The sequence below is a fragment of the Pseudomonas sp. TH34 genome, assembly GCF_016650865.1.
GTDB lineage: Bacteria > Pseudomonadota > Gammaproteobacteria > Pseudomonadales > Pseudomonadaceae > Aquipseudomonas > Aquipseudomonas yamanorum.
Window position 1 is genome coordinate 158,138 of the sequence record NZ_JAEKFB010000035.1, and the last position, 23,372, is coordinate 181,509.

At 61.3% G+C, this 23,372-nt stretch carries 17 protein-coding genes; 5 read left to right on the plus strand and 12 right to left on the minus strand.

Annotated elements, in window-relative coordinates; all coding sequences use genetic code 11:
- Window position 1: 1 nt before the first annotated feature.
- From JFU58_RS30060 to amaB, 4 genes are all read right to left on the minus strand, one after another.
- Window positions 2–916 carry an ABC transporter permease subunit gene (locus JFU58_RS30060; protein ID WP_003217447.1) on the minus strand — a complete coding sequence of 305 codons (915 nt, stop codon included), beginning with the start codon at window positions 914–916 and terminating at the stop codon, window positions 2–4.
- A 253-nt stretch (window positions 917–1,169) separates the two neighbouring features.
- A complete protein-coding gene (locus tag JFU58_RS30065) occupies window positions 1,170–2,306 on the minus strand; it encodes an ABC transporter substrate-binding protein (RefSeq protein WP_017478363.1) in 1,137 nt (378 codons plus the stop codon).
- Window positions 2,307–2,682: 376 nt separating this feature from the next.
- Window positions 2,683–3,966, minus strand: a complete 1,284-nt coding sequence (amaA, locus tag JFU58_RS30070) for an L-pipecolate oxidase (RefSeq protein ID WP_201143000.1) — start codon at window positions 3,964–3,966, stop codon at window positions 2,683–2,685.
- A 168-nt stretch (window positions 3,967–4,134) separates the two neighbouring features.
- Window positions 4,135–5,625: an L-piperidine-6-carboxylate dehydrogenase gene (gene amaB, locus JFU58_RS30075; RefSeq protein ID WP_017478361.1), complete on the minus strand. Its 1,491-nt coding sequence runs from the start codon at window positions 5,623–5,625 to the stop codon at window positions 4,135–4,137.
- Between the two features lie 154 nt (window positions 5,626–5,779).
- Between amaB and JFU58_RS30080 the strand changes: the two genes are divergently transcribed.
- From JFU58_RS30080 to nadE, 3 genes are all read left to right on the plus strand, one after another.
- Window positions 5,780–6,676, plus strand: a complete 897-nt coding sequence (locus JFU58_RS30080) for a LysR substrate-binding domain-containing protein (RefSeq protein ID WP_201143001.1) — start codon at window positions 5,780–5,782, stop codon at window positions 6,674–6,676.
- Between the two features lie 214 nt (window positions 6,677–6,890).
- Window positions 6,891–8,105, plus strand: a complete 1,215-nt coding sequence (gene pncB / locus JFU58_RS30085; protein ID WP_017478359.1) for a nicotinate phosphoribosyltransferase — start codon at window positions 6,891–6,893, stop codon at window positions 8,103–8,105.
- Between the two features lie 3 nt (window positions 8,106–8,108).
- Window positions 8,109–8,936: an ammonia-dependent NAD(+) synthetase gene (gene nadE / locus JFU58_RS30090; protein ID WP_003217462.1), complete on the plus strand. Its 828-nt coding sequence runs from the start codon at window positions 8,109–8,111 to the stop codon at window positions 8,934–8,936.
- A gap of 233 nt (window positions 8,937–9,169) precedes the next feature.
- On the opposite strand, the gene azu is transcribed toward nadE, so the two are convergent.
- Window positions 9,170–9,616 carry an azurin gene (gene azu / locus JFU58_RS30095; protein WP_008439083.1) on the minus strand — a complete coding sequence of 149 codons (447 nt, stop codon included), beginning with the start codon at window positions 9,614–9,616 and terminating at the stop codon, window positions 9,170–9,172.
- Window positions 9,617–9,953: 337 nt separating this feature from the next.
- Here azu and JFU58_RS30100 point away from each other — a divergent pair, with 337 nt between their 5' ends.
- Both JFU58_RS30100 and JFU58_RS30105 read left to right on the plus strand, forming a co-directional pair.
- On the plus strand, window positions 9,954–10,541 hold the full coding sequence (locus JFU58_RS30100; RefSeq protein WP_177069980.1) for an LOG family protein: 588 nt from the start codon (window positions 9,954–9,956) through the stop codon (window positions 10,539–10,541).
- A gap of 68 nt (window positions 10,542–10,609) precedes the next feature.
- Window positions 10,610–10,789, plus strand: a complete 180-nt coding sequence (locus tag JFU58_RS30105; RefSeq protein ID WP_017478355.1) for a hypothetical protein — start codon at window positions 10,610–10,612, stop codon at window positions 10,787–10,789.
- 130 nt (window positions 10,790–10,919) lie between these two features.
- On the opposite strand, the gene JFU58_RS30110 is transcribed toward JFU58_RS30105, so the two are convergent.
- From JFU58_RS30110 to dnaB, 7 genes are all read right to left on the minus strand, one after another.
- Window positions 10,920–11,810 (minus strand): transglutaminase family protein, encoded by an 891-nt coding sequence (locus JFU58_RS30110; protein ID WP_017478354.1) that lies wholly within the window; start codon window positions 11,808–11,810, stop codon window positions 10,920–10,922.
- On the minus strand, window positions 11,810–14,296 hold the full coding sequence (locus JFU58_RS30115) for a circularly permuted type 2 ATP-grasp protein (RefSeq protein WP_063033378.1): 2,487 nt from the start codon (window positions 14,294–14,296) through the stop codon (window positions 11,810–11,812). The genes JFU58_RS30110 and JFU58_RS30115 overlap by 1 nt, the downstream gene beginning before the upstream one ends.
- A 153-nt stretch (window positions 14,297–14,449) precedes the next feature.
- The gene (locus tag JFU58_RS30120; protein ID WP_201143002.1) at window positions 14,450–17,743 is read right to left on the minus strand and encodes a transglutaminase family protein; all 3,294 of its coding nucleotides are present in this window, start codon (window positions 17,741–17,743) and stop codon (window positions 14,450–14,452) included.
- Between the two features lie 187 nt (window positions 17,744–17,930).
- Window positions 17,931–18,380: a hypothetical protein gene (locus JFU58_RS30125; RefSeq protein WP_177069974.1), complete on the minus strand. Its 450-nt coding sequence runs from the start codon at window positions 18,378–18,380 to the stop codon at window positions 17,931–17,933.
- Window positions 18,377–19,309, minus strand: a complete 933-nt coding sequence (locus JFU58_RS30130; RefSeq protein WP_003217480.1) for an NAD synthetase — start codon at window positions 19,307–19,309, stop codon at window positions 18,377–18,379. The genes JFU58_RS30125 and JFU58_RS30130 overlap by 4 nt, the downstream gene beginning before the upstream one ends.
- A gap of 222 nt (window positions 19,310–19,531) precedes the next feature.
- Window positions 19,532–21,835, minus strand: a complete 2,304-nt coding sequence (locus JFU58_RS30135) for a YgiQ family radical SAM protein (protein ID WP_201143003.1) — start codon at window positions 21,833–21,835, stop codon at window positions 19,532–19,534.
- A gap of 99 nt (window positions 21,836–21,934) precedes the next feature.
- On the minus strand, window positions 21,935–23,329 hold the full coding sequence (gene dnaB / locus JFU58_RS30140) for a replicative DNA helicase (RefSeq protein WP_003217484.1): 1,395 nt from the start codon (window positions 23,327–23,329) through the stop codon (window positions 21,935–21,937).
- Window positions 23,330–23,372: the final 43 nt, after the last annotated feature.

The following is a 23,372-nucleotide window of genomic DNA, read 5'->3' on the forward strand; positions in this document are numbered from 1 at the left end:
GTTATACCTTCGCCACGAGTGGGCGACCGAGCAGGCCCTGGGGACGGAAAATCAGGATCACCACCAGCAGGGAGAAACTGAACACGTCTTTGTAGTCAGAGTTGATCAACCCCGAGAACAGCGACTCGGAAATACCCAGGATGATCCCGCCCAGCATGGCCCCAGGCAGGGAACCGATGCCACCGAGCACCGCTGCGGTAAATGCCTTGATGCCGATGATGAAGCCGGCATAGAAGTCGAACGTGCCGTAGTTCAGGGTGATCAGCACACCGGCCAACGCGGCCATGGCGGCACCAATCACGAATACGTAGGAGATGACCCGGTCGGTGTTGATGCCGAGGATCGACGCCATCTTGCGGTCTTGCTGGGTTGCGCGGCACATGCGGCCGAGCTTGGTGTACTTGATGATGTACGTCAGCAGGCCCATGCCGACAAACGCCGCCACCAGGATGAACACCTTGGTGTAGGTCAACTGCACGAAGCCGGTGCCGATGTCGACTCTCCAGGCGCCGGCCAGCAGCGTCGGGATGCCTTGTTGCTTGGCGCCCTGGGCGATCTGCGCGTAGTTCTGCAGGATCAGTGAGATACCGATGGCGCTGATCAGCGGTGCCAGTCGGGTGGAGTTGCGCAGCGGTTTGTAGGCGACACGCTCGATGACCCAGCCATAAACGCCAGTGACGACGACGGTGAAGATCAGGGTGCCAAGGATGAGCAGCGGGAAGGATTCGATGCCGAAGTAAGCCAGCAGTGCCAGACTGATCGCCGCGAGGTAAGCGGAAATCATATAAACCTCGCCGTGGGCGAAGTTGATCATGCCAATGATGCCATAGACCATTGTGTAGCCGATGGCGATCAAGCCATAGACCGACCCGAGGGTCAGCCCATTGACCAGTTGCTGCAGGAAAATACCATCCATAACGCAATCTCACGCAGTGAGAGCCTGCACACCTGTGGGTGTGCGGATCTTCTAGGAGGAAAAGACAGACACAAAAGAGGCTGGCAGCCACGTTCCCTTGTGAGAGTTGGCTTGTGTGAGAGTCGGGCTTGCCCGCGATGCAGACACCTCGGAATGTCAGTCAAACCGAGGTGACGCTATCGCTGGCAAGCCAGCTCCCACAAAAGCCCGGCTCCCACAGGGTCAAGTGGCGTCTAACCCATCGCGCTAACTATTACTTCTGCTTTTCCAGCTGGTGATACTTGCCATCCTTGTCCCACTGGTAAACCACATAGTCGGAGACTTTCAGGTCGCCCTTGGCGTCCCAGGTCTTCTCGCCCATGACGGTTTTGACCGGGTGAGCTTTCAGCCACTTGGCCGCGTCTTCGCCCTTGTTGGACTTGGCGCCATTGAAGCCAGCGGCCAGGGCCTGGAGCGAAGCATAGGCATACAGGGTGTAGCCTTCAGGCTCGGTGCCACTTTTGCGGAACTCTTCCACCACGGCCTTGCTGTCTGGCAGCAGGCGCGGGTCGGCGCCAAAGGTCATGTACACGCCGTCCACGTACTGTGCGCCGCCGGCGGTCGCTACCAGTTCGTCGGTGACCACGCCGTCATCGGACATGAACTTGACGTCCTTCAAGCCGGCTTCACGAATCTGGCGAACCAGTGGACCGGCTTCCGGGTGCAGGCCGCCGAAGTACACGACATCAGCACCGGTGGAGCGGATCTTGGTGACCAGGGCGCTGAAGTCTTTCTCGCCACGGGTCAGGCCTTCTTCCAGCACCGGCTTCACGCCACGCTTGGTCAACTGCGCCGCAGTAGCGTCTGCCAAACCTTTGCCGTAGGTGTCCTTGTCGTTGATAACCGCGACTTTCTTGCCCTTGAGCACGTCGACAATGTAGTCGCCGGCCACGATGCCTTGCTGGTCGTCACGGCCGCACATACGGAACATGGCGGTCATGCCACGCTCGGTCACTTGCGGGTTGGTGGAGCCTGGGGTGATCGCGATCACACCCGCGTCGTTATAAACCTCGGAGGCCGGAATGGTGTTCGAGGAGCAGAAGTGCCCGACCACGCCGATCACTTTGTCCTGGTCAACCAGACGGTTGGCCACGGCCACGGCCTGCTTGGGTTCGCAGGCATCGTCGCCGGCAACCAGCACGACTTTCTCGCCATTGATGCCGCCGGCCTTGTTGATGACGTCGGCTGCCGCCTGGGCACCTGTCATGTACTGCTTGCCAAATGCCGCGTTGGCACCGGTCATCGGCCCCGCTACGCCAATCTTCACATCAGCTTGAGCAAACGCAGAAACACCCAGCGCCGCAGTAACGGCGAGGGCCAGGAAACCTTTCTTGTAAAACGTCTGGGACATGAGTGGTGCTCCGAGGTTTTTGTTGAATTGGCACTGCAGCTTCACTTCAAAAACTTTCAGCGAAAGCCCAGAGCAAGCGGCGTGCCATTACGTTTTTATTATTCAAAAAGACACGGTGTCATTGTTATTACAGGTTTTTGGGCGCCTTTTGATTGGACGTGCAACCGTCTATCTCAACCGGGTGCAACCATTGGACCCATAAAGTGCAACCCGGCCGTTCAAGCACTGCAACCCGGCCATTAAACGGCCACCCTTGAACCTGTAACAGCGTGCGTAACGGAAGTGCACATTTACAGTGCGTTACTGCTACGACTCGCACCAATACAGATTAGTAGCCGGCTAAGAAAATGCAGGCTTCTGAGCGGTATTTCGTTGATCAGATCACGATCCGCAGGCATTGGCCCGCGTGATACAGCGAGAATCCCGCCTCATACAAACAGCTGCGCAGGCCCACACCAGCCAGCGGCTGCATCGGTGCGAAGGGGATCGGCAGTGCCTGTGGATCCTGGTGACACAGGTAGTCCGCAAAGGCTTTGCCCACGACACTGCCGGTCGTCACGCCGCGCCCGTTGTAACCGGTGACCGCCACCAACCCGGGAGCCGGCTCGAACAGGCGCATCAAGTGGTCCGGAGTGAAGGCGATGCAGCCGGTCCAGGTGCATTCCCACTGCACCGGTTTGAGGTACGGGAAGTAGTGCTGCTGCACCCGATCGGCCCAGGCCTTGAGGAACCAGGCTGGTTTCTGGTTGCCGTTGCCCAGGCTGCCGAGTAGCAGCCGGCCTTCGGCGTCGCGGCGGATGCTGCTGAGTACCTGGCGGGTGTCCCATGAGCCTTGGCCGCCTGGGAGAATTTGTTGTGCGGCTTCGTCGGTCAGCGGGGCCGACGCCACCTGATAGTAATAACCGGGGAAAAAGTTGCGGCGCAGCTCGGTCCACTCACCTTCGGTGTAGGCGTTAGAGGCGATCACCACCTGTTCGGCCTGCACTGAGCCCTGGGCAGTCTGCACAGACCAGTGCTGGCCCTGGCGTTCCAGTTGAGTGACCGGGGAATGGTCAAACAACTGCCCGCCCAGCCCGACTGCGGCATTGGCCAAGCCGCTGGTGTAAGCCATCGGGTTCAAGGTACCGGCACGTCGGTCGAGCAAGGCGGCAGCAATCTTTTTGGTACCGGTGGCTTGCTCACAGGCCGCGCTGGTCAACAGCTCCACCGGTGCGCCACGACGCTTCCATTGTTCTTCACGACTGCGCAGATCCGCCTCGCCACGGGCGTTATGCGCCATGTGCAACGTGCCCTCGCGGCGCAATTGGCAATCAATGTTGTATTTGTCGATCAGGCTGAACACCAGGGACGGTGCCGCGCCGAGCATGCGGTTGAGCTGGCTGCCTACCGCTTCGCCAAAACCGGCTTCGATCTCGTCCGGGGGAATCCACATCCCGGCGTTGACCAGGCCGACGTTACGCCCCGAACCACCGTGGCCGGTGCGATGGGCTTCGAGTACGGCGACGCTTTTACCTTGTTCCAGCAGGTGAATGGCCGCCGACAAACCGGTGATCCCGGCGCCGATCACGCACACATCCACCTTGACCTCGCCCTTGAGCGCAGCGCGATCCGGCCGGCCAGGGGTGAGTTGCTCCCACAAACATGCTTCGCGTAATGCCATTGCCAGACTCCAATGAGACCTAACAAACCACTATTGTTGATGTGCGAACCCGATCAAATGTGGGAGCGGGCTTGCCTGCGATGCAGGCACCTCGGTGCATCCGTTACACCGGGGTGATGCTATCGCAGGCAAGCCAGCTCCCACATTGACCGCACTTCGAGCAGAGATTCAGTCGAAGGTAATACCTTGGGCCAGCGGCAGTTCCAGCGAGTAGTTCACGGTGTTGGTCTGGCGACGCATGTACCCGCGCCATGCATCCGAACCCGACTCACGCCCGCCACCGGTCTCTTTCTCACCGCCAAACGCGCCACCAATCTCCGCGCCGCTCGGGCCGATGTTGACGTTGGCGATCCCGCAATCACTGCCCACCGCCGACATGAACTGCTCAGCTTCACGCACGTCAGTGGTAAAGATGCACGAAGACAGGCCCTGTGGCACCGCATTGTTCAGGCGCAGCGCCTCAGCGAAATCGGTATAGCCCACCACATACAAAATCGGTGCAAACGTCTCGGTGCACACCACATCACTCTGCTCCGGCATTTCCACAATGGCCGGCGACACGTAGTAAGCGTTGGGGAACTTGTCTTCCAACTGCCGCTTGCCGCCAAACACCCGGCCGCCTTCGCTCAAGGCTTGCTCCAGGGCATCCTGCATGTTTTCGAAGCTGTGCTTGTCGATCAGCGGGCCGATCAGGTTGCCTTCCAGCGGATGGCCGATGCGCACTTTGGAATACGCGGCCTTGAGGCGGGTGACGATTTCCTCTTTGACCGACTCATGGGCGATCAAGCGGCGCAGGCTGGTGCAGCGCTGCCCGGCGGTACCGACGGCGCTGAACAGGATGGCGCGCACGGCCATGTCCAGGTCGGCGCTTGGGCCGAGGATCATCGCGTTGTTGCCGCCCAGCTCGAGAATGCTGCGGGCAAAACGTGCGGCGACTTTCGGTGCCACTTCGCGGCCCATGCGGGTGCTGCCGGTGGCGCTGATCAGCGCAACGCGCGGGTCATCCACCAGTGCGGCGCCGGCATCGCGGCCACCGATGATCACTTGGCTGAGGTACGGCGGCGCATCGCTGAAATTCTTCAGCACACGCTCGAAGAGCGCCTGGCAGGCCAGGGCGGTGAGCGGAGTCTTTTCCGACGGTTTCCAGATCACCGCGTTGCCGCATACCAGCGCCAGCGCGGTGTTCCACGCCCATACGGCGACCGGGAAGTTGAACGCGCTGATTACGCCGACAACGCCCAGCGGGTGCCAGGTTTCACGCATATGGTGGCCTGGGCGCTCGGAAGCGATGGTCAAGCCGTACAGTTGGCGCGACAGGCCGACGGCGAAGTCACAGATGTCGATCATTTCCTGCACTTCACCCAAACCTTCCTGGGTGATCTTGCCGGCTTCCCACGACACCAGCTCGCCGAGGTCGGCCTTGTACTCGCGCAACACGTCCCCGAACTGGCGCACCAGCTCGCCACGACGGGGTGCCGGCACCTTGCGCCAGGCGTCGAATGCATGCTCGGCGCGACTGACCTGCTGCTCCACCTCGGCGGCGCCTTCCCAGTGCACACTGGCAATCCGGCTGCCATCAATCGGCGAATGCACGGGTTGTTTACCCGACTGGTACAGCGCCGGGTTTACCCCGAGACGATCAAGCAATGCGGCAACCATGGGTCACTCCTTCAATCCACAAACAGAAATATGCGCCGCCAGTTCACACGGCGATCCAGACCTTATTTGTAGCTGGACCAAGACTTGCCAACAAACGACGATTAGGCGAGATATCATTCCGTTTATTCATGCTAAGAACAAAAAGAGGCGTGCCGTGCTGAATAAAAGACATTTGCCCTCGATCACCGCCTTGCAGTGTTTCGAAGCGGTTACCCGCCACCTGAGTTTTACCCGCGCCGCCGAGGAGCTGAACCTCACCCAGAGCGCCGTCAGCAAACAGGTCGCGCAGTTGGAAGAGCTGCTGCAGCACCTGCTGTTTCGCCGGGTGCGCCGCCGCTTGCAGATGACCCCGGCGGGCGATCTGTACCTGGTGGAAGTGCGCAAGATCCTCACCCAGGTGGAGATGTCCACCCATTACCTGCGCTCCTATGGCGGCGAGACTGAAGTGCTGCGGGTGTCCACGCCCTACACCTTCGGCGCGCGCTGGCTGGTGCCGCGCCTCAAGGGCTGGCGACTGCGGCATCCGCAGATTCACCTGGACCTGTGCAACGAACAGGAGCCCGACGAGCTGCTGCAAGGCAAGGCCGACCTGGCCTTCTACTTCGGCCAGGGCTCACGGCCTGGCACTGAAAGCCTGAAGCTGTTCAACGAAGAACTGGTGCCCGTGTGCTCGCCCGACAGCCTGCCCGCGCAACCGTTTACCGACCCCACACAACTCAGCGAACTGGTGCTGCTGCAAAACGCCTCGCGCCCCCAGGGCTGGCACGACTGGTTCGCCGCCCAGGGTTATCACACCGAACACAGCTACCACGGGCCGCGCTTCGAAACCTTTTATATGTGCATCCGCGCCGCACAAGTGGGCTGCGGCGTGGCGCTATTGCCCAGGTTTCTGGTGGAAGAGGAGTTGGCCGAAGGCAAGCTGGTGAACCCCTGGCAGCACGCGATGCCGAGCCAGGACGCCTATTACCTGGCCTACCCCGAGCACTCGGCGGAAGTGCCCAAGGTGCGGGATTTTGTGAAGTGGATGATGGAGCAGGTTGAGTCTGATTGAGCTTCTTTGCCTGCAATACCGCTATCGCAGGCAAGCCAGCTCCCACATTTTGGAATGCATTCACCTGTGGGAGCTTCTTTGCCTGCGATGGCGCCGGTAGCCATCCTCAAAAAAATCACTGGCAAAACAGCACAGGTCTATGCGCCACTAGCGCCATTCCTTAATTGTGCGTAAAGGTCGGCGCCCATCGCCGACCCGTCTGGAGATTCCCGTTATGAGCGAGAGTGTGTTTGCCGATCGCATCGTGCAGAACCTGCTCGACACCGACTTCTACAAGCTGACCATGATGCAGGCGGTGCTGCACAACTACCCGAACGTGGAAGTTGAATGGGAGTTTCGTTGCCGTAACAGTGAAGACCTGCGTCCGTACCTGGCGGAGATCCGCTACCAGATCGAGCGCCTCGCCGAGCTGAGCCTGAGCCCCGACCAGTTGGGTTTCCTGGAGCGCATCAGCTTCATGAAGCCGGATTTCCTGCGCTTCCTCGGGCTGTTTCGCTTCAACCTGCGCTACGTGCACACCGGCATCGAAAACGGCGAGCTGTTTATCCGCCTGCGCGGGCCGTGGCTGCATGTGATCCTGTTTGAAGTGCCGATGCTCGCAATCGTCAGCGAAGTGCGTAACCGCTATCGCTACCAGACCGTGATCCTCGAACAGGCCCGCGAGCAGCTGTATCGCAAGTTCGACTGGCTGACGGCGAATGCCAGCGTCGAAGAACTTTCCGAATTGCAGGTGGCGGATTTCGGCACCCGTCGGCGCTTCTCCTACCGCGTGCAGGAAGAAGTGGTGAACGTGCTCAAGCACGACTTCCCCGGGCGTTTTGTCGGCACCAGCAACGTGCACCTGGCCCGCGAGCTGAACATGAAGCCGCTGGGCACCATGGCTCACGAATGGATCATGGCCCACCAGCAACTCGGCCCGCGGCTGATCGACAGCCAGATCGCCGCCCTCGACTGCTGGGTGCGCGAGTACCGTGGCCTGTTGGGCATCGCCCTGACCGATTGCATCACCACCGATGCGTTCCTCGGCGATTTCGACCTGTACTTCGCCAAGCTCTTCGACGGCCTGCGCCACGACTCCGGAGACCCGGTGCAATGGGCCGAAAAGGCGATCGCCCACTATCACAAGCTGGGGATCGAGCCGATGAGCAAGACCCTGGTGTTCTCCGACAGCCTGTCGCTGCCCAAGGCGCTGGAGATTTTCCGCGCGCTGCGTGGTCGGATCAATGTGAGCTTCGGCATCGGCACCAACCTGACCTGTGATATTCCAGGTGTGGAACCGATGAGCATCGTGCTTAAAATGACCGCCTGTAATGGCCAGCCCGTCGCAAAGATCTCTGATGAAGCGGGCAAGACCCACTGCACCGATCCGAACTTCGTCGCTTATTTGCGCCACGTTTTCAAAGTACCTGCCCTACCCAGCAAGGAGTGAATCATGCAAGCCGTACAGCGCGAGATTGCTGAACAGCTCAAGGTCCAACCACCGTTCAAGGACCAGGCCGCCCTTGAGGCGGAGGTTGCCCGGCGCGTTACCTTTATCCAGGACTGCCTGCTCAATTCAGGCCTCAAAACGTTGGTGCTGGGCATCAGCGGCGGCGTCGACTCCCTGACCGCCGGCCTGCTGGCCCAGCGCGCGATGCAAGAACTGCGTGCGGCCAAGGGTGACGACGCCTACCGCTTTATTGCGGTGCGCCTGCCCTACGAAACCCAGTTCGACGAACACGACGCCCAGGCGTCCGTGGACTTTATCGAACCCGATGAGCGCCACACGGTGAACATCGGCCCGGCGGTGAAATCCCTGGCCAATGAAGTGGCGGCGTTTGAAGGCAAGGCCGCGGTCTCCCGGGACTTCGTGCTGGGCAACACCAAGGCGCGCATGCGCATGGTGGCGCAGTACACCATCGCCGGTGCGGCCGGTGGTTTGGTGATCGGTACCGATCATGCGGCGGAAGCAGTGATGGGCTTTTTCACCAAGTTCGGTGATGGCGCCTGCGACCTGGCGCCGCTGAGCGGGCTGGTGAAGAATCAGGTACGCGCGATTGCCCGGCACTTTGGTGCACCGGAATCGTTGGTGGAGAAAATCCCGACGGCCGACCTGGAAGACCTCTCGCCGGGCAAGCCGGACGAAGCGTCCCATGGCGTGACCTATGCCGAGATCGATGCGTTCCTCCACGGCGAGCCGGTGCGCGAGGAAGCCTTCAAGATCATCTGCGACACCTATCGCAAGACCGAGCACAAGCGGGTGATGCCGTTTGCACCCTGAGGTAACTCAGCAGCTCATTGTGGCAAAAGGGCTTGTTGTGGCGAGAGAGCTTGCTCCCGCTGGGGCGCGAAGAGGCCCCTGAAACCTGCTTACCGCTTTTTCTGATGCTACGCGGTGACCATATTGGGGCTGCTCCGCAGCCCAGCGGGAGCAAGCTCCCTCGCCACAAGAGCAGCTTGTCTACAGGCAAAAAAAAGCGCCCCGAAGGGCGCTTTTTTTTGCCTGAAGGGTGATTACTTCAGGGTCACAGTGCCTTTCATCATCGAGATGTGGCCTGGGAACGAGCAGAAGAACGCATAGTCAGTGCCTGCCGCCAGCTTCGACACATCGAAGGTCACGGAGTCTTTCTCGCCAGCACCGATGATCTTGGTGTGGGCGATGATGCGGGTGTCGCCGTCTTTAAGGTAGTTCTTGTCGATACCGGCGGCCATGCCGTCGCTGGCGATGCCAGGCATGTCGGCGGCGGAGCTCAGCACCCAGTTATGGCCCATGACGTTTTTCGGCAAGCTGCCGGAGTGGGTCAACTCAACGGTGAACGTCTTGCAGCTCTTGTCGATTTCGATGGCCTTGGTGTTGAAGGACATCTGGTCAGTGGAGTCGACAGTGACCTTGCACTCTGCAGCAAGCAACTGGCCGCTAGCCAGAGTCAGCAGGGAAACAGCAACGAGTTTGGCAAACATGTGAATCTCCAGGGCAGGGTTTAAAAAACGCATATTGCGACAAGGGTGCCTGAGGCAGGCGGGAATTCTTATGATCTGCATCAACAGATTGTATACAACTTTAGGCTATCAGACTCATCGACACAATCTACCGGCCAAAGTACTGATGCCGGCCTATGATCGGCTCATCACCCTTCCGGAGTCCGAGCCATGCACCTCAATAGCCTGTTCCGCAGCCTGCTTGCCGCCTATGCCTGTGGCGCCAGCGGCACCTGCGAAACACCTCAACGCGAGGTTTAATCCTTTGAGAGACGCAAGCCAGCCTTTACTCTTTAGCCACAACTGAGTGGAGTCAGGTATGTCCTTGAAGTCTGTCTGTGTGTTTTGCGGTGCCAGCAGCGGCACCAACCCGGCCTACCGTGAAGCAGCCGTGGCCCTCGGGCGCGCGCTGGCCCAACGCAAGCTGACCCTGGTGTACGGCGGCGGCGCCGTGGGCCTGATGGGCATCGTCGCCGATGCCGCCCTGGAAGCCGGCGGTGAAGTGATCGGGATCATTCCCGAAAGCCTGAAAGTCCTGGAAATCGGCCACAAAGGCCTGACCCGCCTGGAAGTGGTCGACGGCATGCACGCCCGCAAGGCCCGCATGGCCGAGCTGAGCGACGCCTTTATTGCACTGCCGGGCGGCCTGGGCACCCTGGAAGAACTGTTCGAAGTCTGGACCTGGGGCCAGCTCGGCTACCACGGCAAACCGCTGGGCTTGCTCGAAGTGAACGGTTTTTACCGCAAGTTGACCGATTTTCTTGATCATATCGTCGGCGAAGGCTTCGTCCGGGCCCCGCATCGTGCCATGCTGCAAATGAGCGAATCGCCGGCTGAGCTGCTTGACGTACTGGATGCCTGGCAACCGCTGGTCTTGCCCAAATGGGTGGACCAAAAACCCGATTAACCCTTGGGACGCGATTAAAGGCAGAATACGCGCCGCTCAACCTCACCTTCGACCCCAGAGGATCGCCCATGGCAAAACCTAATTACTCCTTCGCCAAACGTCAGAGAGACTTGGCCAAAGAGCAGAAGAAAGAGGAAAAGCTGCAGCGCAAGAAAATTGCAGCCGACGAAGAAGCCGGTGCACTGAACCCGGATGCTGAAGGTACAGTGGCTACAGACGACACCGAAGCACCGAAAGACGCTGAATAGGTGATCGTTCCCACGCTCCGCGTGGGAATGCATCCTGGGGCGCTCCGCGTCCCGATTTGAGATATGTGCAGGGTGACGCAAAGCGTCACAGCAGGCATTCCCACGCGGAGCGTGGGAACGATCTTGTGCATTACTCCAGCGGCATCACCGTCACCCGCACTTCCGGGTCATGGCTCCCTCCCCCCAGAATCACCCCCCGCAACGGCGAAACATCGGAAAAATCCCGGCCCCAGGCCAGGGTGATGTGTTCCAGTGCCGGCTGCACATTGTTGGTCGGGTCAAAATCCACCCAGCCCGACACCGGGCAAAACACCGATACCCACGCGTGGGACGCATCCGCGCCGATCAACCGTGGCTGGCCGGGCGGTGGCTGGGTCAGCAGGTAACCACTGATATACCGCGCCGCCAGGCCCCGGGAGCGCAGGCATGCGAGCATCAGGTGGGCGAAGTCCTGGCACACGCCGCGCCGGCGCTCCAGCACTTCCACCAGCGGCGTGGCAACCTGGGTGGCTTCGGCATCGAAGGTGAACTCGCTGAAAATCTTTTCCATCAGCGCCTGCACACCCAGCAGCAAAGGGCGACCTGCCGGGAAACAGTCTTCGGAGAACTCGACGAAGCTTTTCTTCAGATGCACGTAGGGCGATTCGAACCGATAGCGGCAGGCCTCGATCACTTCGGCCGACAGCGGTTGGCTGCTGTAGGTCAGGCCGTTGCGGGTCTGGTCCCAGGCCGGCGACAGGCTGAAATCCAGCACCGGCCGGGCCAGCACTTCCACCGTCAGCCCGGCGTTGACCAACAGCTCATCGTGGGGCCGCTCGAACGCGAGCCGGGTGATCGGGTTACCAAACACGTCCAGCTCATCCCGGCGCGAGGTCGGCTCGGGGCTGATCTCCAGTTGCTGCGAGCTGCAGCGCTGCCAGGCGCAAGGCCGCGGCCACAGGTGCGCGAGCTGCTGGGCCAGGGACACCGGGCTGTCGTAGTGGTAATGGGTATCGTGGAAAATCTGGTAGCGGGCACTCATCACACAGACACCGTTTGCTGGCTGACATCGTCCACATGGGCAAAATGGCGCAAGGCCAGGCGGTCCGAGACTTGCCCGCTTTCATCGGCCACCGCTTGCAGCAGGTCGGCCAGGCCGTCCAGCGCAGCGCGCACGCTGGACTCGCCGAACAGCGGGTTCTCCAGGCAGCCCAAGTCAAAGCGCGCCAGGCGCTCCACCAATGGCGCCAGTCCGGTTTCCCGGGGCACGCCGAAATCGTCATTCAAGCGACGCAAGGTGCGGCTCACCAGTTTCAGCTGGAACAGCACCGCGTGAGGGTTTTGCTCATCCAGCAGCAACAGGTCCAACACCGGGATCAATTGCGGCACTGCAAGGTAGCGCGAGCGGTAAGTAATGCTGCTGTTGCCCAGTTCCAGCAACCATTCCAGCCCGGCCTGATCGAACACCGCCACGCCGCGCAGGAAGGCCGCCAGGCTGCTGCTGAGAAACTGCAGGCGCTCAATGCGCCTGCCCATCATCAAGAAACGCCAGCCTTCGTCGCGGGTCATGTCGTCGAGGGCAAAGCCCGACAGCGCCGCGAGGGACATCACCAGGCGGTTGAGGAAATCCAGCAGTTCGCCGAAGTCCGGCTCTTCGCTCTCCAGCTCCAGGGCTTCGCGCTGCAATTCCACCAGCGCCTGCCAGTTTTCCCGGGACAGCTTGCCGCGCACCTGGGACGCCGCCCACTGCAAACGCTGCAAGTTGGCCCGCAGGCTCGACGGCCAGTCATCACCGAGCAACGCCGCCTGAAGCCGCTCAGGCAACTCCCCCTCCTCCGGTAACAGTCGCAGGTTCTCACCCAGCTCAACGGCCGCCTGCAGCGCCAGCGGGTCGTCTCCGTCGACATAGCGGGCGAGGACGATCCGCAGCCAGCGCGCGCTGTCATCACAGCGCTCGCAATAACGGCCAAACCAGAACAGGTTTTCCACCACCCGCGACGGCAGGTACGGATCACGCCGCACCAGGTCATGGGCGCCGATGGCCCGCTGGGCGCGCCATTGTTCGGTACCGAGGGCGCGTTCGCCGAGCACCCAGGTGTCCTTGCTTGCACCGCCGCGCTGCATCGACACCACTTCGGCATCGGCTTCCGCTGCCACGCGGGTCAAGCCACCGGGCAAAACCCGGTAACCGTCGGCGCTGGCCACGGCGTACACGCGCATGCCGATGGCGCGGTGTTGAAGGTGATCGTCGACGGTGTGCCAGACCGGCGCCTGTGACAACTGCGCGAGTTCCTGGGCGACATAGGCGTAAGGTCGTGCGCGCATGCGTTCGGCCAGGGCCTCGCGCTGTTCGTCGTTCAAGTCGCGACCAAACACCGGGGCGAAACTTTGCGACGGGAACGCCGGCTTGATCAGCAGCTCCGGCAGTTTTTCCAGGGCTTCGGCCAGCACCGGCGCTTCACCGCACCACCAGGTGGCGATGGACGGCAGGATCAGTTCTTCGCCAAACAGGAATTGATTGATCTTCGGCAAAAAGCCCAGCAGGCCAGGGGATTCCAGCACGCCACTGCCCAGGGCGTTGGCCACCAGCACATTGCCTTGGCGCACAGCGTCCAACAGGCCAGGCACGCCGAGGGCCGAGTCGGTGCGCAGTTCCAGCGGGTCGCAGAAGTCGTCGTCCAGGCGACGCATGATCGCGTGCACCCGGCGCAGGCCGCTGAGGGTTTTCAGGTACACCGTGGCGTCGCGCACCGTCAGGTCGCCGCCTTCCACCAGCGGGTAGCCGAGTTGGCGGGCGAGGTACAAATGCTCGAAATAGCTTTCGTTGAAACGGCCCGGTGTCAGCAGCACGATCAACGGTGGCTGGTCGTCGCTCGGCGCCTGGCGAGCCAGGGTTTCCTGCAAGGTGCGGAAGAAACCAGTGAGGTGCTGCACCTGCAAGTCGCGGTACAGGTCCGGGAAGGCGCGGGACACGATGGTGCGGTTTTCCAAAGCATAACCGGCGCCGGACGGGGCCTGGGTACGGTCGGCGGTCACCCACCAGCGGCCATCCGGCGTACGCGCCAGGTCCACGGCGTACAGGTGCAGAAACGCGCCGTCGGGCGGCTGGATGCCCTGGCACGGCCACAGGAAATTGTTATGGCCGAACACCAGTTCTGCCGGCAGCAATCCTTCGGCGATCAAGCGTTGCGGGCCATAGAGATCGGCCAGTACCGCATTCAACAGGCGCGCACGCTGGGCGATGCCGGCGGAGAGTTGCTTCCACTCATCGGCGGCCAGCACGTGGGGCAACAGGTCCAGTTCCCAAGGGCGATCGGCGCCCTTGGGGTCGGCGTAGACGTTGTAGGTCACGCCGTTTTCCTGGATCTGCCGGGTCAGCAGGGCCTGACGCTGGGCGAGTTGCGCCGGGGTGCTGCGTTGCAGGTGATCGAGCAGGCGCTGCCAATGGGCACGAACCGCGCCGCTGTCGTCCAGCAGTTCGTGATAAGTGCCCGCGGTCAGCGGGTAACGGTCGAGCAAATCGGGCATGGAACGCTCGGCAGGGGCAAGGGAAGTCAGTATGTGGGAGCCGGGCTTGCCCGCGATGCAGGCACCTCGGTGTATCTGGTGTACCGAGGTGATGCTATCGCAGGCAAGCCAGCTCCCACATTAGAGATTTGTCGCTTTCGGGATTATGTACATTCAATCCTCTGTCTTTTTTGCAAAGCGCCGTAAATCCAGGGTCATCGGCAATTCATCATTGATCACCACACTCGGCACCGGCAATTTCCCGGGACTGTGCCCCAAGCGGAAAAACCGCGCCATTCGCCGGCTTTCAGCTTCATTGGCATTCACCGGCAGGCTGTCGTAATTGCGTCCGCCCGGATGGGCGACATGGTACTGGCAACCCCCCAGCGAGCGCTGCATCCACGTGTCCAAAAGATCGAACACCAGCGGCGCATGCACCGGGATGGTCGGCTGCAAACAGTTGGCCGGCTGCCACGCGCGATAGCGCACGCCAGCCACAAACTCTCCAACGCGCCCGGTGGGTTGCAACGGCACCGGGATGCCGTTGCAGGTCAGCAAGTAACGCTGGGGCGGCAGCCCGCTCAACTTGACCTGCAAGCGCTCCAGGGACGAGTCCACGTAACGCACCGTGCCGCCCACCGCGCCCTCCTCGCCCAGCACATGCCAGGGTTCCAGGGCCTGGCGCAGTTCCAGTTCGATACCACTGACGGCATAGTCGCCGACCTTGGGAAAACGGAATTCCAGGTGCGCAGCAAACCATTCAGCCCGCAGCGGATAACCGGCAGCGTTCAGCTCGACGATCACGTCGGCAAAATCCTGCTCGATAAAGTGCGGCAGCAGGAAGCGGTCGTGCAATTCCGTGCCCCAGCGCGCCAGCTTCGGCGGCGCATAGGGTTCACGCCAGAACCGCGCGACCAGTGCCCGCAGCAGCAACTGCTGGGTCAGGCTCATGCGGGCGTGGGGCGGCATTTCAAAGGCGCGCAGTTCCAGCAGGCCCAGGCGGCCGGTGGCACCGTCGGGCGAGTAGAGCTTGTCGATGCAGAACTCGGCGCGGTGGGTATTGCCAGTGACGTCGATCAGCAGGTTGCGCAGCAGGCGGTCCACCAACCATGGCGGGCATTCTTCGCCCGCTTCGGGCATCTGTGCGAAGGCGATTTCCAGCTCATACAACGCATCGTTGCGCGCTTCGTCGACCCGTGGCGCCTGGGAAGTCGGGCCGATGAACAGGCCGGAAAACAGGTAGGACAATGACGGATGGTTATGCCAATAGCTGATCAGGCTGCGCAGCAGATCGGGACGCCGCAGGAACGGCGAATCCTTCGGCGTGGCGCCACCGAGCACAAAATGGTTACCGCCGCCGGTGCCGGTGTGGCGGCCGTCGATCATGAATTTTTCTGTGGTGAGGCGGGTTTGCCGGGCTTCCTCGTAGAGAAACTCGGTGCGCTCCACCAACTCGTCCCAGGTGGCGGACGGCTGCACGTTGACCTCGATCACGCCCGGGTCCGGTGTCACCCGGAAGTTGCTCAGGCGCGGGTCGCTCGGCGGCTCGTAACCTTCCAGCAGCACCGGGCAATGCAGCTCTTCAGCGGTGGCTTCGATGGCCGCCACCAACTCCAGATAATCCTCGACCCGCTCCAGCGGCGGCATGAACAGGTACAGTCGGCCTTCCCGCGCTTCGGCACACAGGGCGGTGCGGGTCAGCCAGTCCGCGGACTCGTCGATCTTAGGAATACGGTCTTTGCTGGCGGCCGACTCACCGTGGCTTTGCAACTGTGAGGGGGTCGGCAGGTCGGGCAGGTCCTGGTTGGGATCGGTGGGATGTACGAACGGATAGTCCGCCGCCGTCACCCACGGCTGCGAGGCCAGTGGCAGGCGATAACCCAAGGGCGAATCACCCGGCACCAGGCGGCAATGGTTGTCCCGCAGGTACCAGCGGCCGCTCTGCCAGCGGTCATTGGCCGCCGTTCGCGCCAGCGGCAGCACCTGGCCGATGACTTTATCCAGGCCCTGGCTGAAGACTTTGCGCAGGCGTTCGCGCTCGAGCTTGTCCTCCAGACGCGGATCTTCGGCGGTGACGTTCTGCGGCAAGGCGCCTTCGCGCCAAAGGTAATAGAAATTGTCTTCGTAGGCCGGGAATACAAACTGCGCAGGCAGTTTCAAGCGCTCGGCGACGCTGGCCAGAAAACGCCCGGCCATCACGCCGTCGGCGCCGTAGCTTTGCTGCTCATCGGCGATCAGCGCGCTGTTATGCCAGATCGGCACGCCGTCGCGGCGCCAGTAACAGTTGAGGGACCAGCGCGGCAGTTGCTCGCCGGGGTACCACTTGCCCTGGCCGAAATGCACCAGGCCCTTGGGCGCGTAGTGCTTGCGCATGCGCTGGAACAGCTCGGCAGACAGGCGGCGTTTGTCCGGGCCCAAAGCGGCGGTGTTCCATTCCGCCCCGTCGGGGTCGTCGATGGAGACGAAGGTGGGTTCGCCGCCCATGGTCAGGCGCACGTCGTCCTTGAGCAGGTCACCGTCGATCTGCCGGCCCAGGGCCTGGATCGCCAGCCACTGCTCTTCGGTGTAGGGCTTGGTAACCCGTGGGGCCTCCCAAATGCGCTCCACGGACATCTCGTGGGTAAATTCGCACTCGCAGGGTTCCACCAGGCCACTGATGGGCGCTGCTGAGGATGGATCAGGACTACAAGCCAACGGGATATGCCCTTCACCGGCGAACAAGCCGGAGGTGGCATCTAGACCGATCCAGCCGGCGCCGGGCAAATACACTTCGCACCAGGCATGCAGGTCGGTGAAATCCACTTCGGTGCCGGACGGGCCGTCGAGAGCTTTGACGTCGGCGGTCAGCTGGATCAGATAGCCAGACACAAATCGCGCCGCCAGGCCCAGGTTACGCAGCAGTTGCACCAGCAACCACGCCGAATCCCGGCAGGAACCGGAGGCGTTTTCCAGGGTGAATTCCGGAGTTTGTACGCCCGGCTCCATGCGGATCAGGTAACCGATGTCGGCAGCCAGGCGCTGATTCAGGCCTACCAGAAAATCCACCGCCGGCAACGGCGTGCGGTCGATACCCGCCAGATACGCGGCGAATCGCGGGGTCAGCGGTAATGTTTCCAGGTACGGCGCCAGCTCGCGCTGCTCATCGGCGGCGTAGCTGAAAGGGATTTTTTCGGCGTAGGGTTCCAGGAAGAAATCGAACGGATTGAATACCGCCATCTCGGCGACCAGGTCGACTTCGATGCGCAATTCGTCAGTTTTTTCCGGAAACACCAGACGCGCCAGGTAATTGCCCTGGGGGTCTTGCTGCCAATTGATGAAGTGCTGTTCCGGCAGCACCTTCAACGCGTAGGACAGAATCCGAGTGCGGCTATGAGCCGCCGGACGCAGACGAACAATCTGTGGGCCGAGCTCGACCGCGCGGTCGTAGCGGTAATGCGTAACGTGGTGCAACGCGACATGAATCGACACGGCGGCCTCCTGCGAGCCAGGGCATGAAAACAAAGCGCGCAAGACTTATGCCAGAGCAGTGGTCATTGCGCTTTATCGTGGGACCCGGTGCAGTACAGCACCAAAACGGCGCGATGGCTGCCGTCGTGGTGCGAGGGTTGCACATATTTGTGGCGGGAGTGTGAGGGTGGGTGGTGAATCTACCCAGTCACCGTGCTTTGTGCTTGGCGATCACGGCTTCGCGCAGGTGGCGCACTTCGCGCAGTTTCTGGCGCATTTCGCGGTGGCGCTTGCTGTTGAGCAGCAATAACCCCAACAACGGGAAGAGGACAGCCGAGCCATAGACCAGCACGTGAGAGGTGTATTGAATCATCGGCAATACGAACAGCAGGCAACATCCCAGGTAACCCGCCATCAAGCCGGTGGCCCACGAGCGTCCGCGCGCGATCATTACGTTGCCAAACACTATCACCGTGACCAACACCAGAATGGCAATCCCGGAGTAGCTGGATTTGAGCCCCGGATCAACGCCACGGAAGTAAGTCACGCCCGCCAGGGATACAGCAGACGCCCCGGAAAAGATCGCCATGAAGATCGTGCCCATGAACACCGGGAAATAGCGTGCGAGAAAACTGCCCATGTCGGGAAAGCCGTTCATTCCGTCAGGTCCTCGTACAAGCCAATTGCAAGGGTGCTGGCGGCGCCAACATTACCGGTACGGTAGCTGCCGGTGAGGCCTAATATGCCACCCAGTGCATCTTTCATTTGGGTCAGGGTTGCGTGGCGAATTTCGGTGGAGCTGAAACTCTTCGTCAGTTTGCCTGTGCGCTGCTGCAACTTCAGCAACTTGGGCGTCAGGCTCGGGTCCCTCAGGCTTAGCAGTTCCTTGGTCAACTTCTTGCGTTCCTGGCGGCTCAAGCCCTTGAGCAGTTCGTACCAACTCTTGCCCAACGCGGCGGCCTTGTTGGCCTTGAGCAATCTCACCGTCGTCAGTGCGCCGGTGCCGATACCCACCAAAGAAGCGGCATCAAGGATGGGGGAAACAGCGCCGTACCATTCGGCGTCATCCATACGGTCATTGGCATCGGGGTCAAGGATTTCGTTGTAGGTACGCGCTACGCCAAACCCACATTGCGCGCTGCTGGCCAGCGCCGCCGTAACACCAATGCCGACCACAAATGCACTGGCACCCGCCGTAAACGGTACGGCAACGCTGCCGCTGAAGACAACGATCCAGCCGATCACCGCAGCGGAGCATGACAACCCCATATCGAACGTCTCGCTCATGAGGCGCCCTTCCCGAGGGTTGGTCTTCACCTGCTCCACAAACTGTGCCGGGGCTATGTATTTTTGCGCCTCACGCAAAATGATGCGCTTGGGCCTGATGCTGCAAATCGGTTTGAATTCGCGCAGGGTGACGACATTGAAGTCAGCATCGATATACACCACACCCGCCCCCACAATGCCGGGATCGGCGTCGATGGCAGCAAACAGGCGTGGCAGGTTGATCTGGCTTTCGATGCGCTGGCGCGCCATGAACTGGGAGCGGTTGGAGTCCATGCCGATGCCAAGCAGGGGGCTGCTCATGGGGGTGTTCTTCCTTGAAAATGATGGTGACCTGACTGGCCTCATCGCGGGCAAGCCCGGCTCCCACATTTGACCGCATTCAAAATGGCGGACGCGGTCACATGTGGGAGCTGGCTTGCCTGGGATGGCGCTCGAATGGGCGCCACCTTAACAAACAGGCTACCCACCCGCTAGAAAGCAAAACGCCAGCACGAGGCTGGCGTTTTGCGTTTCAGGCTGCGATCAACGCGGCACGACCGGCTTGCGGGCTGGCTTCTTGCCTTTGCCCTTGGCGGCGTCGGTGCGTTCCTTGGCGGCCTGCTTGTTGCGCGCCATGGCCGCGGCCTTGGCTTGCTCACGCTTGTCCCACGGGTTGCTGCCGTCACTGCCACGGGGCGGCAAGCCGGTATGCTGGGTGAGGATCCTGGTGGTGGTTTCCTTCGCAACCTTGTGGCTGCCAGCCGGCGTCGAGTTCTTGCGACGAGCGCTCTGGTAGCTGTCGGTGGACGGCTGATGCAACGGGATCAGTTGCTCCTTGCCCGGCCCGATCAGGTCGGCACGACCCATGCGGGTCAAGGCTTCACGCAGCATCGGCCAGCCTTTCGGGTCGTGGTAGCGCAGGAAGGCCTTGTGCAGACGGCGCTGTTCTTCGCTCTTGACGATGGTCACCGCGTCGCTCTTGTAGGTGACCTTGCGCAGCGGGTTCTTGCCCGAGTGGTACATCGCCGTGGCGGTGGCCATTGGCGACGGGTAGAACGCCTGCACCTGGTCGGCGCGGAAGCCGTTGCCCTTGAGCCACAGGGCCAGGTTCATCATGTCTTCATCGGTGGTGCCCGGGTGGGCGGCGATGAAGTAAGGAATCAGGTACTGCTCCTTGCCCGCTTCCTTGGTGTACTTCTCGAACATGCGCTTGAACTTGTCATAGCTGCCAATGCCCGGTTTCATCATCTGGTTGAGCGGACCTTCCTCGGTGTGTTCCGGGGCGATCTTCAGGTAGCCACCAACGTGGTGGGTCACCAGCTCCTTCACGTATTCCGGCGACTCGACCGCGAGGTCGTAGCGCAGGCCAGAAGCGATCAGGATCTTCTTCACACCCGGCAACGCACGGGCGCTGCGGTACAACTGGATCAACGACGAGTGGTCGGTGTTCAGGTTCGGGCAGATGCCCGGGAACACGCAGGATGGCTTGCGGCACGCGGATTCGATTTCCGGGCTCTTGCAGGCGATGCGGTACATGTTCGCGGTCGGGCCGCCGAGGTCGGAGATGACGCCGGTGAAGCCTGGCACCTTGTCGCGGATCTCTTCGATTTCGCGAATGATCGACTCTTCGGAACGGTTCTGGATGATCCGGCCTTCGTGCTCGGTGATCGAGCAGAAGGTGCAGCCGCCGAAGCAGCCACGCATGATGTTCACCGAGAAACGGATCATGTCGTAGGCCGGGATCTTTTCCTTGCCGTACGCCGGGTGTGGAACACGGGCGTAAGGCATGCCGAACACGTAGTCCATTTCTTCGGTGGTCATGGGAATGGGCGGCGGGTTGAACCACACGTCCACTTCGCCGTGCTTCTGGACCAGCGCGCGGGCGTTACCCGGGTTGGTTTCCAGGTGGAGCACGCGGTTGGCGTGGGCATACAGCACTGAGTCGCCACGGACTTTTTCCACGGACGGCAGACGAATGACCGTCTTGTCACGGGTCATGCGCGGGCTGGCCAGGATCTGTACGACCTTGGCCTCATCCGGGTCTTCAACCGGGCCTTTTTCCTGCTCGATGGCGCAGGCCTGGGTGTCCTGGGTGTTCACGTACGGGTTGATGATCTTGTCGATCTTGCCCGGACGGTCGATACGGGTGGAGTCCACCTCGTACCAGCCTTCAGGCGTGTCACGGCGAATGAACGCAGTGCCGCGCACGTCGGTGATGTCTTCGATCTTGTGGCCCCACGACAGGCGCTGGGCGACTTCGACAATGGCCCGCTCGGCGTTGCCGTACAGCAGGATATCGGCGCAGGCGTCGATCAGGATCGAGTTACGAACGCGATCCTGCCAGTAGTCGTAGTGGGCGATGCGGCGCAGGGACGCTTCGATGCCGCCGAGCACAATCGGCACGTGCTTGTAGGCTTCCTTGCAGCGCTGGCTGTAAACCAGGCTCGCGCGGTCCGGACGTTTGCCGGCCATGCCACCGGGGGTGTAGGCGTCATCGGAACGGATTTTCTTGTCGGCGGTGTAGCGGTTGATCATCGAGTCCATGTTGCCGGCCGCGACGCCGAAGAACAGGTTCGGCTCGCCGAGCTTCATGAAGTCGTCTTTGGACTGCCAGTTGGGCTGGGCAATGATCCCGACGCGAAAGCCCTGGGACTCCAGCAGCCGGCCGATGATTGCCATGCCGAACGACGGATGGTCCACGTACGCGTCACCGGTGACGATGATGATGTCGCATGAATCCCAGCCAAGCTGATCCATCTCCTCCCTGCTCATCGGCAGGAATGGCGCAGGACCGAAACATTCGGCCCAGTACTTGGGATAGTCAAATAACGGCTTGGCTGTTTGCATGACGGTGACCGGTGTTGAGATGAAAAATCGCGGGCGCGGAATATAGCACAAATTTTGACCAATTCCGACCTTTGCAGTCGGAATTGGCGAGACGGCTTTTTACTCGTCTTCGAAGTTGTAGCTGCCCGGCGCCAGGTTTTCGAAGCGGGTGTATTTACCGATAAAGGCCAGGCGCGTGGTGCCAATTGGCCCGTTACGCTGCTTACCGATAATGATTTCTGCGATGCCTTTATGCTCGGTCTCCGGGTGATACACCTCGTCCCGGTATACGAACATGATCACGTCAGCATCCTGCTCGATCGCTCCGGATTCCCGCAAGTCGGAGTTGATCGGGCGTTTGTTCGGACGCTGCTCAAGAGATCGGTTGAGCTGCGACAGGGCAACCACCGGGCAGTTGAATTCCTTGGCCAGGGCTTTCAACGAGCGGGAAATCTCGGAAATCTCGTTGGTCCGGCTGTCGCCGCTGGAACCCGGGATCTGCATCAACTGCAGGTAGTCGATCATGATCAGGGCAATGTCGCCATGCTCACGCACCAGGCGTCGGGTACGCGCGCGCATTTCCGAGGGGCTGATGCCCGCAGTGTCATCGATAAACAGCTTGCGGTCATTGAGCAGGTTGACCGCCGAGGTCAGGCGCGGCCAATCGTCGTCTTCCAGGCGACCGGCACGCACCTTGGTCTGATCAATGCGGCCCAGGGACGACAACATACGCATGATCAGCGATTCACCTGGCATCTCCAGGGAGTAAACCAGGACGGCCTTGTCGCTGCGCAACACGGCGTTTTCCACCAGGTTCATGGCGAAGGTGGTTTTACCCATGGACGGACGGCCGGCGACGATGATCAAGTCGGCGGGCTGCAGGCCGCTGGTCATGCCGTCGAGGTCGGTGTAGCCGGTGGACAGGCCGGTGATGGCGTTGTCGGTGTTGAACAGGGTATCGATACGGTCGATGGCCTTGGTCAGCAGGTCGTTGACGCTGACCGGGCCGCCGGTTTTCGGACGGGCTTCGGCGATCTGGAAGATCTGCCGCTCGGCTTCGTCGAGGATCTCTTCAGCGGTACGGCCTTCCGGGTTGAACGCGCTGTCGGCGATCTCGGTGGCGATGCCGATCAGTTGGCGCAACGTGGCCCGCGCACGGACGATCTGCGCATAGGCCTTGATGTTGGCGACCGATGGCGTGTTTTTCGCCAGCTCGCCCAGGTAACCCAGGCCGCCCACTTGGGACGTCTGACCTTCCTTGTCCAATTGCTCGGCCAGGGTCACCACGTCGATCGGTGAGTTCTGGTCGGCCAGCTTGGCAATGGCGCGGAAGATCAGGCGGTGGTCATGACGGTAGAAATCGCCGTCCGAGACTTGATCCAGCACGCGTTCCCAGGCGTTGTTGTCCAGCATCAAACCACCGAGCACGGCCTGTTCGGCCTCGATGGAATGTGGCGGCACCTTCAGGGCGGCGGTTTGCAGGTCATATTGCTCAGGTGCGGAGATATCGTTCATGGCCACTTGGAATAGTTGGAGAATCAGGGGCTACAGAAAAACA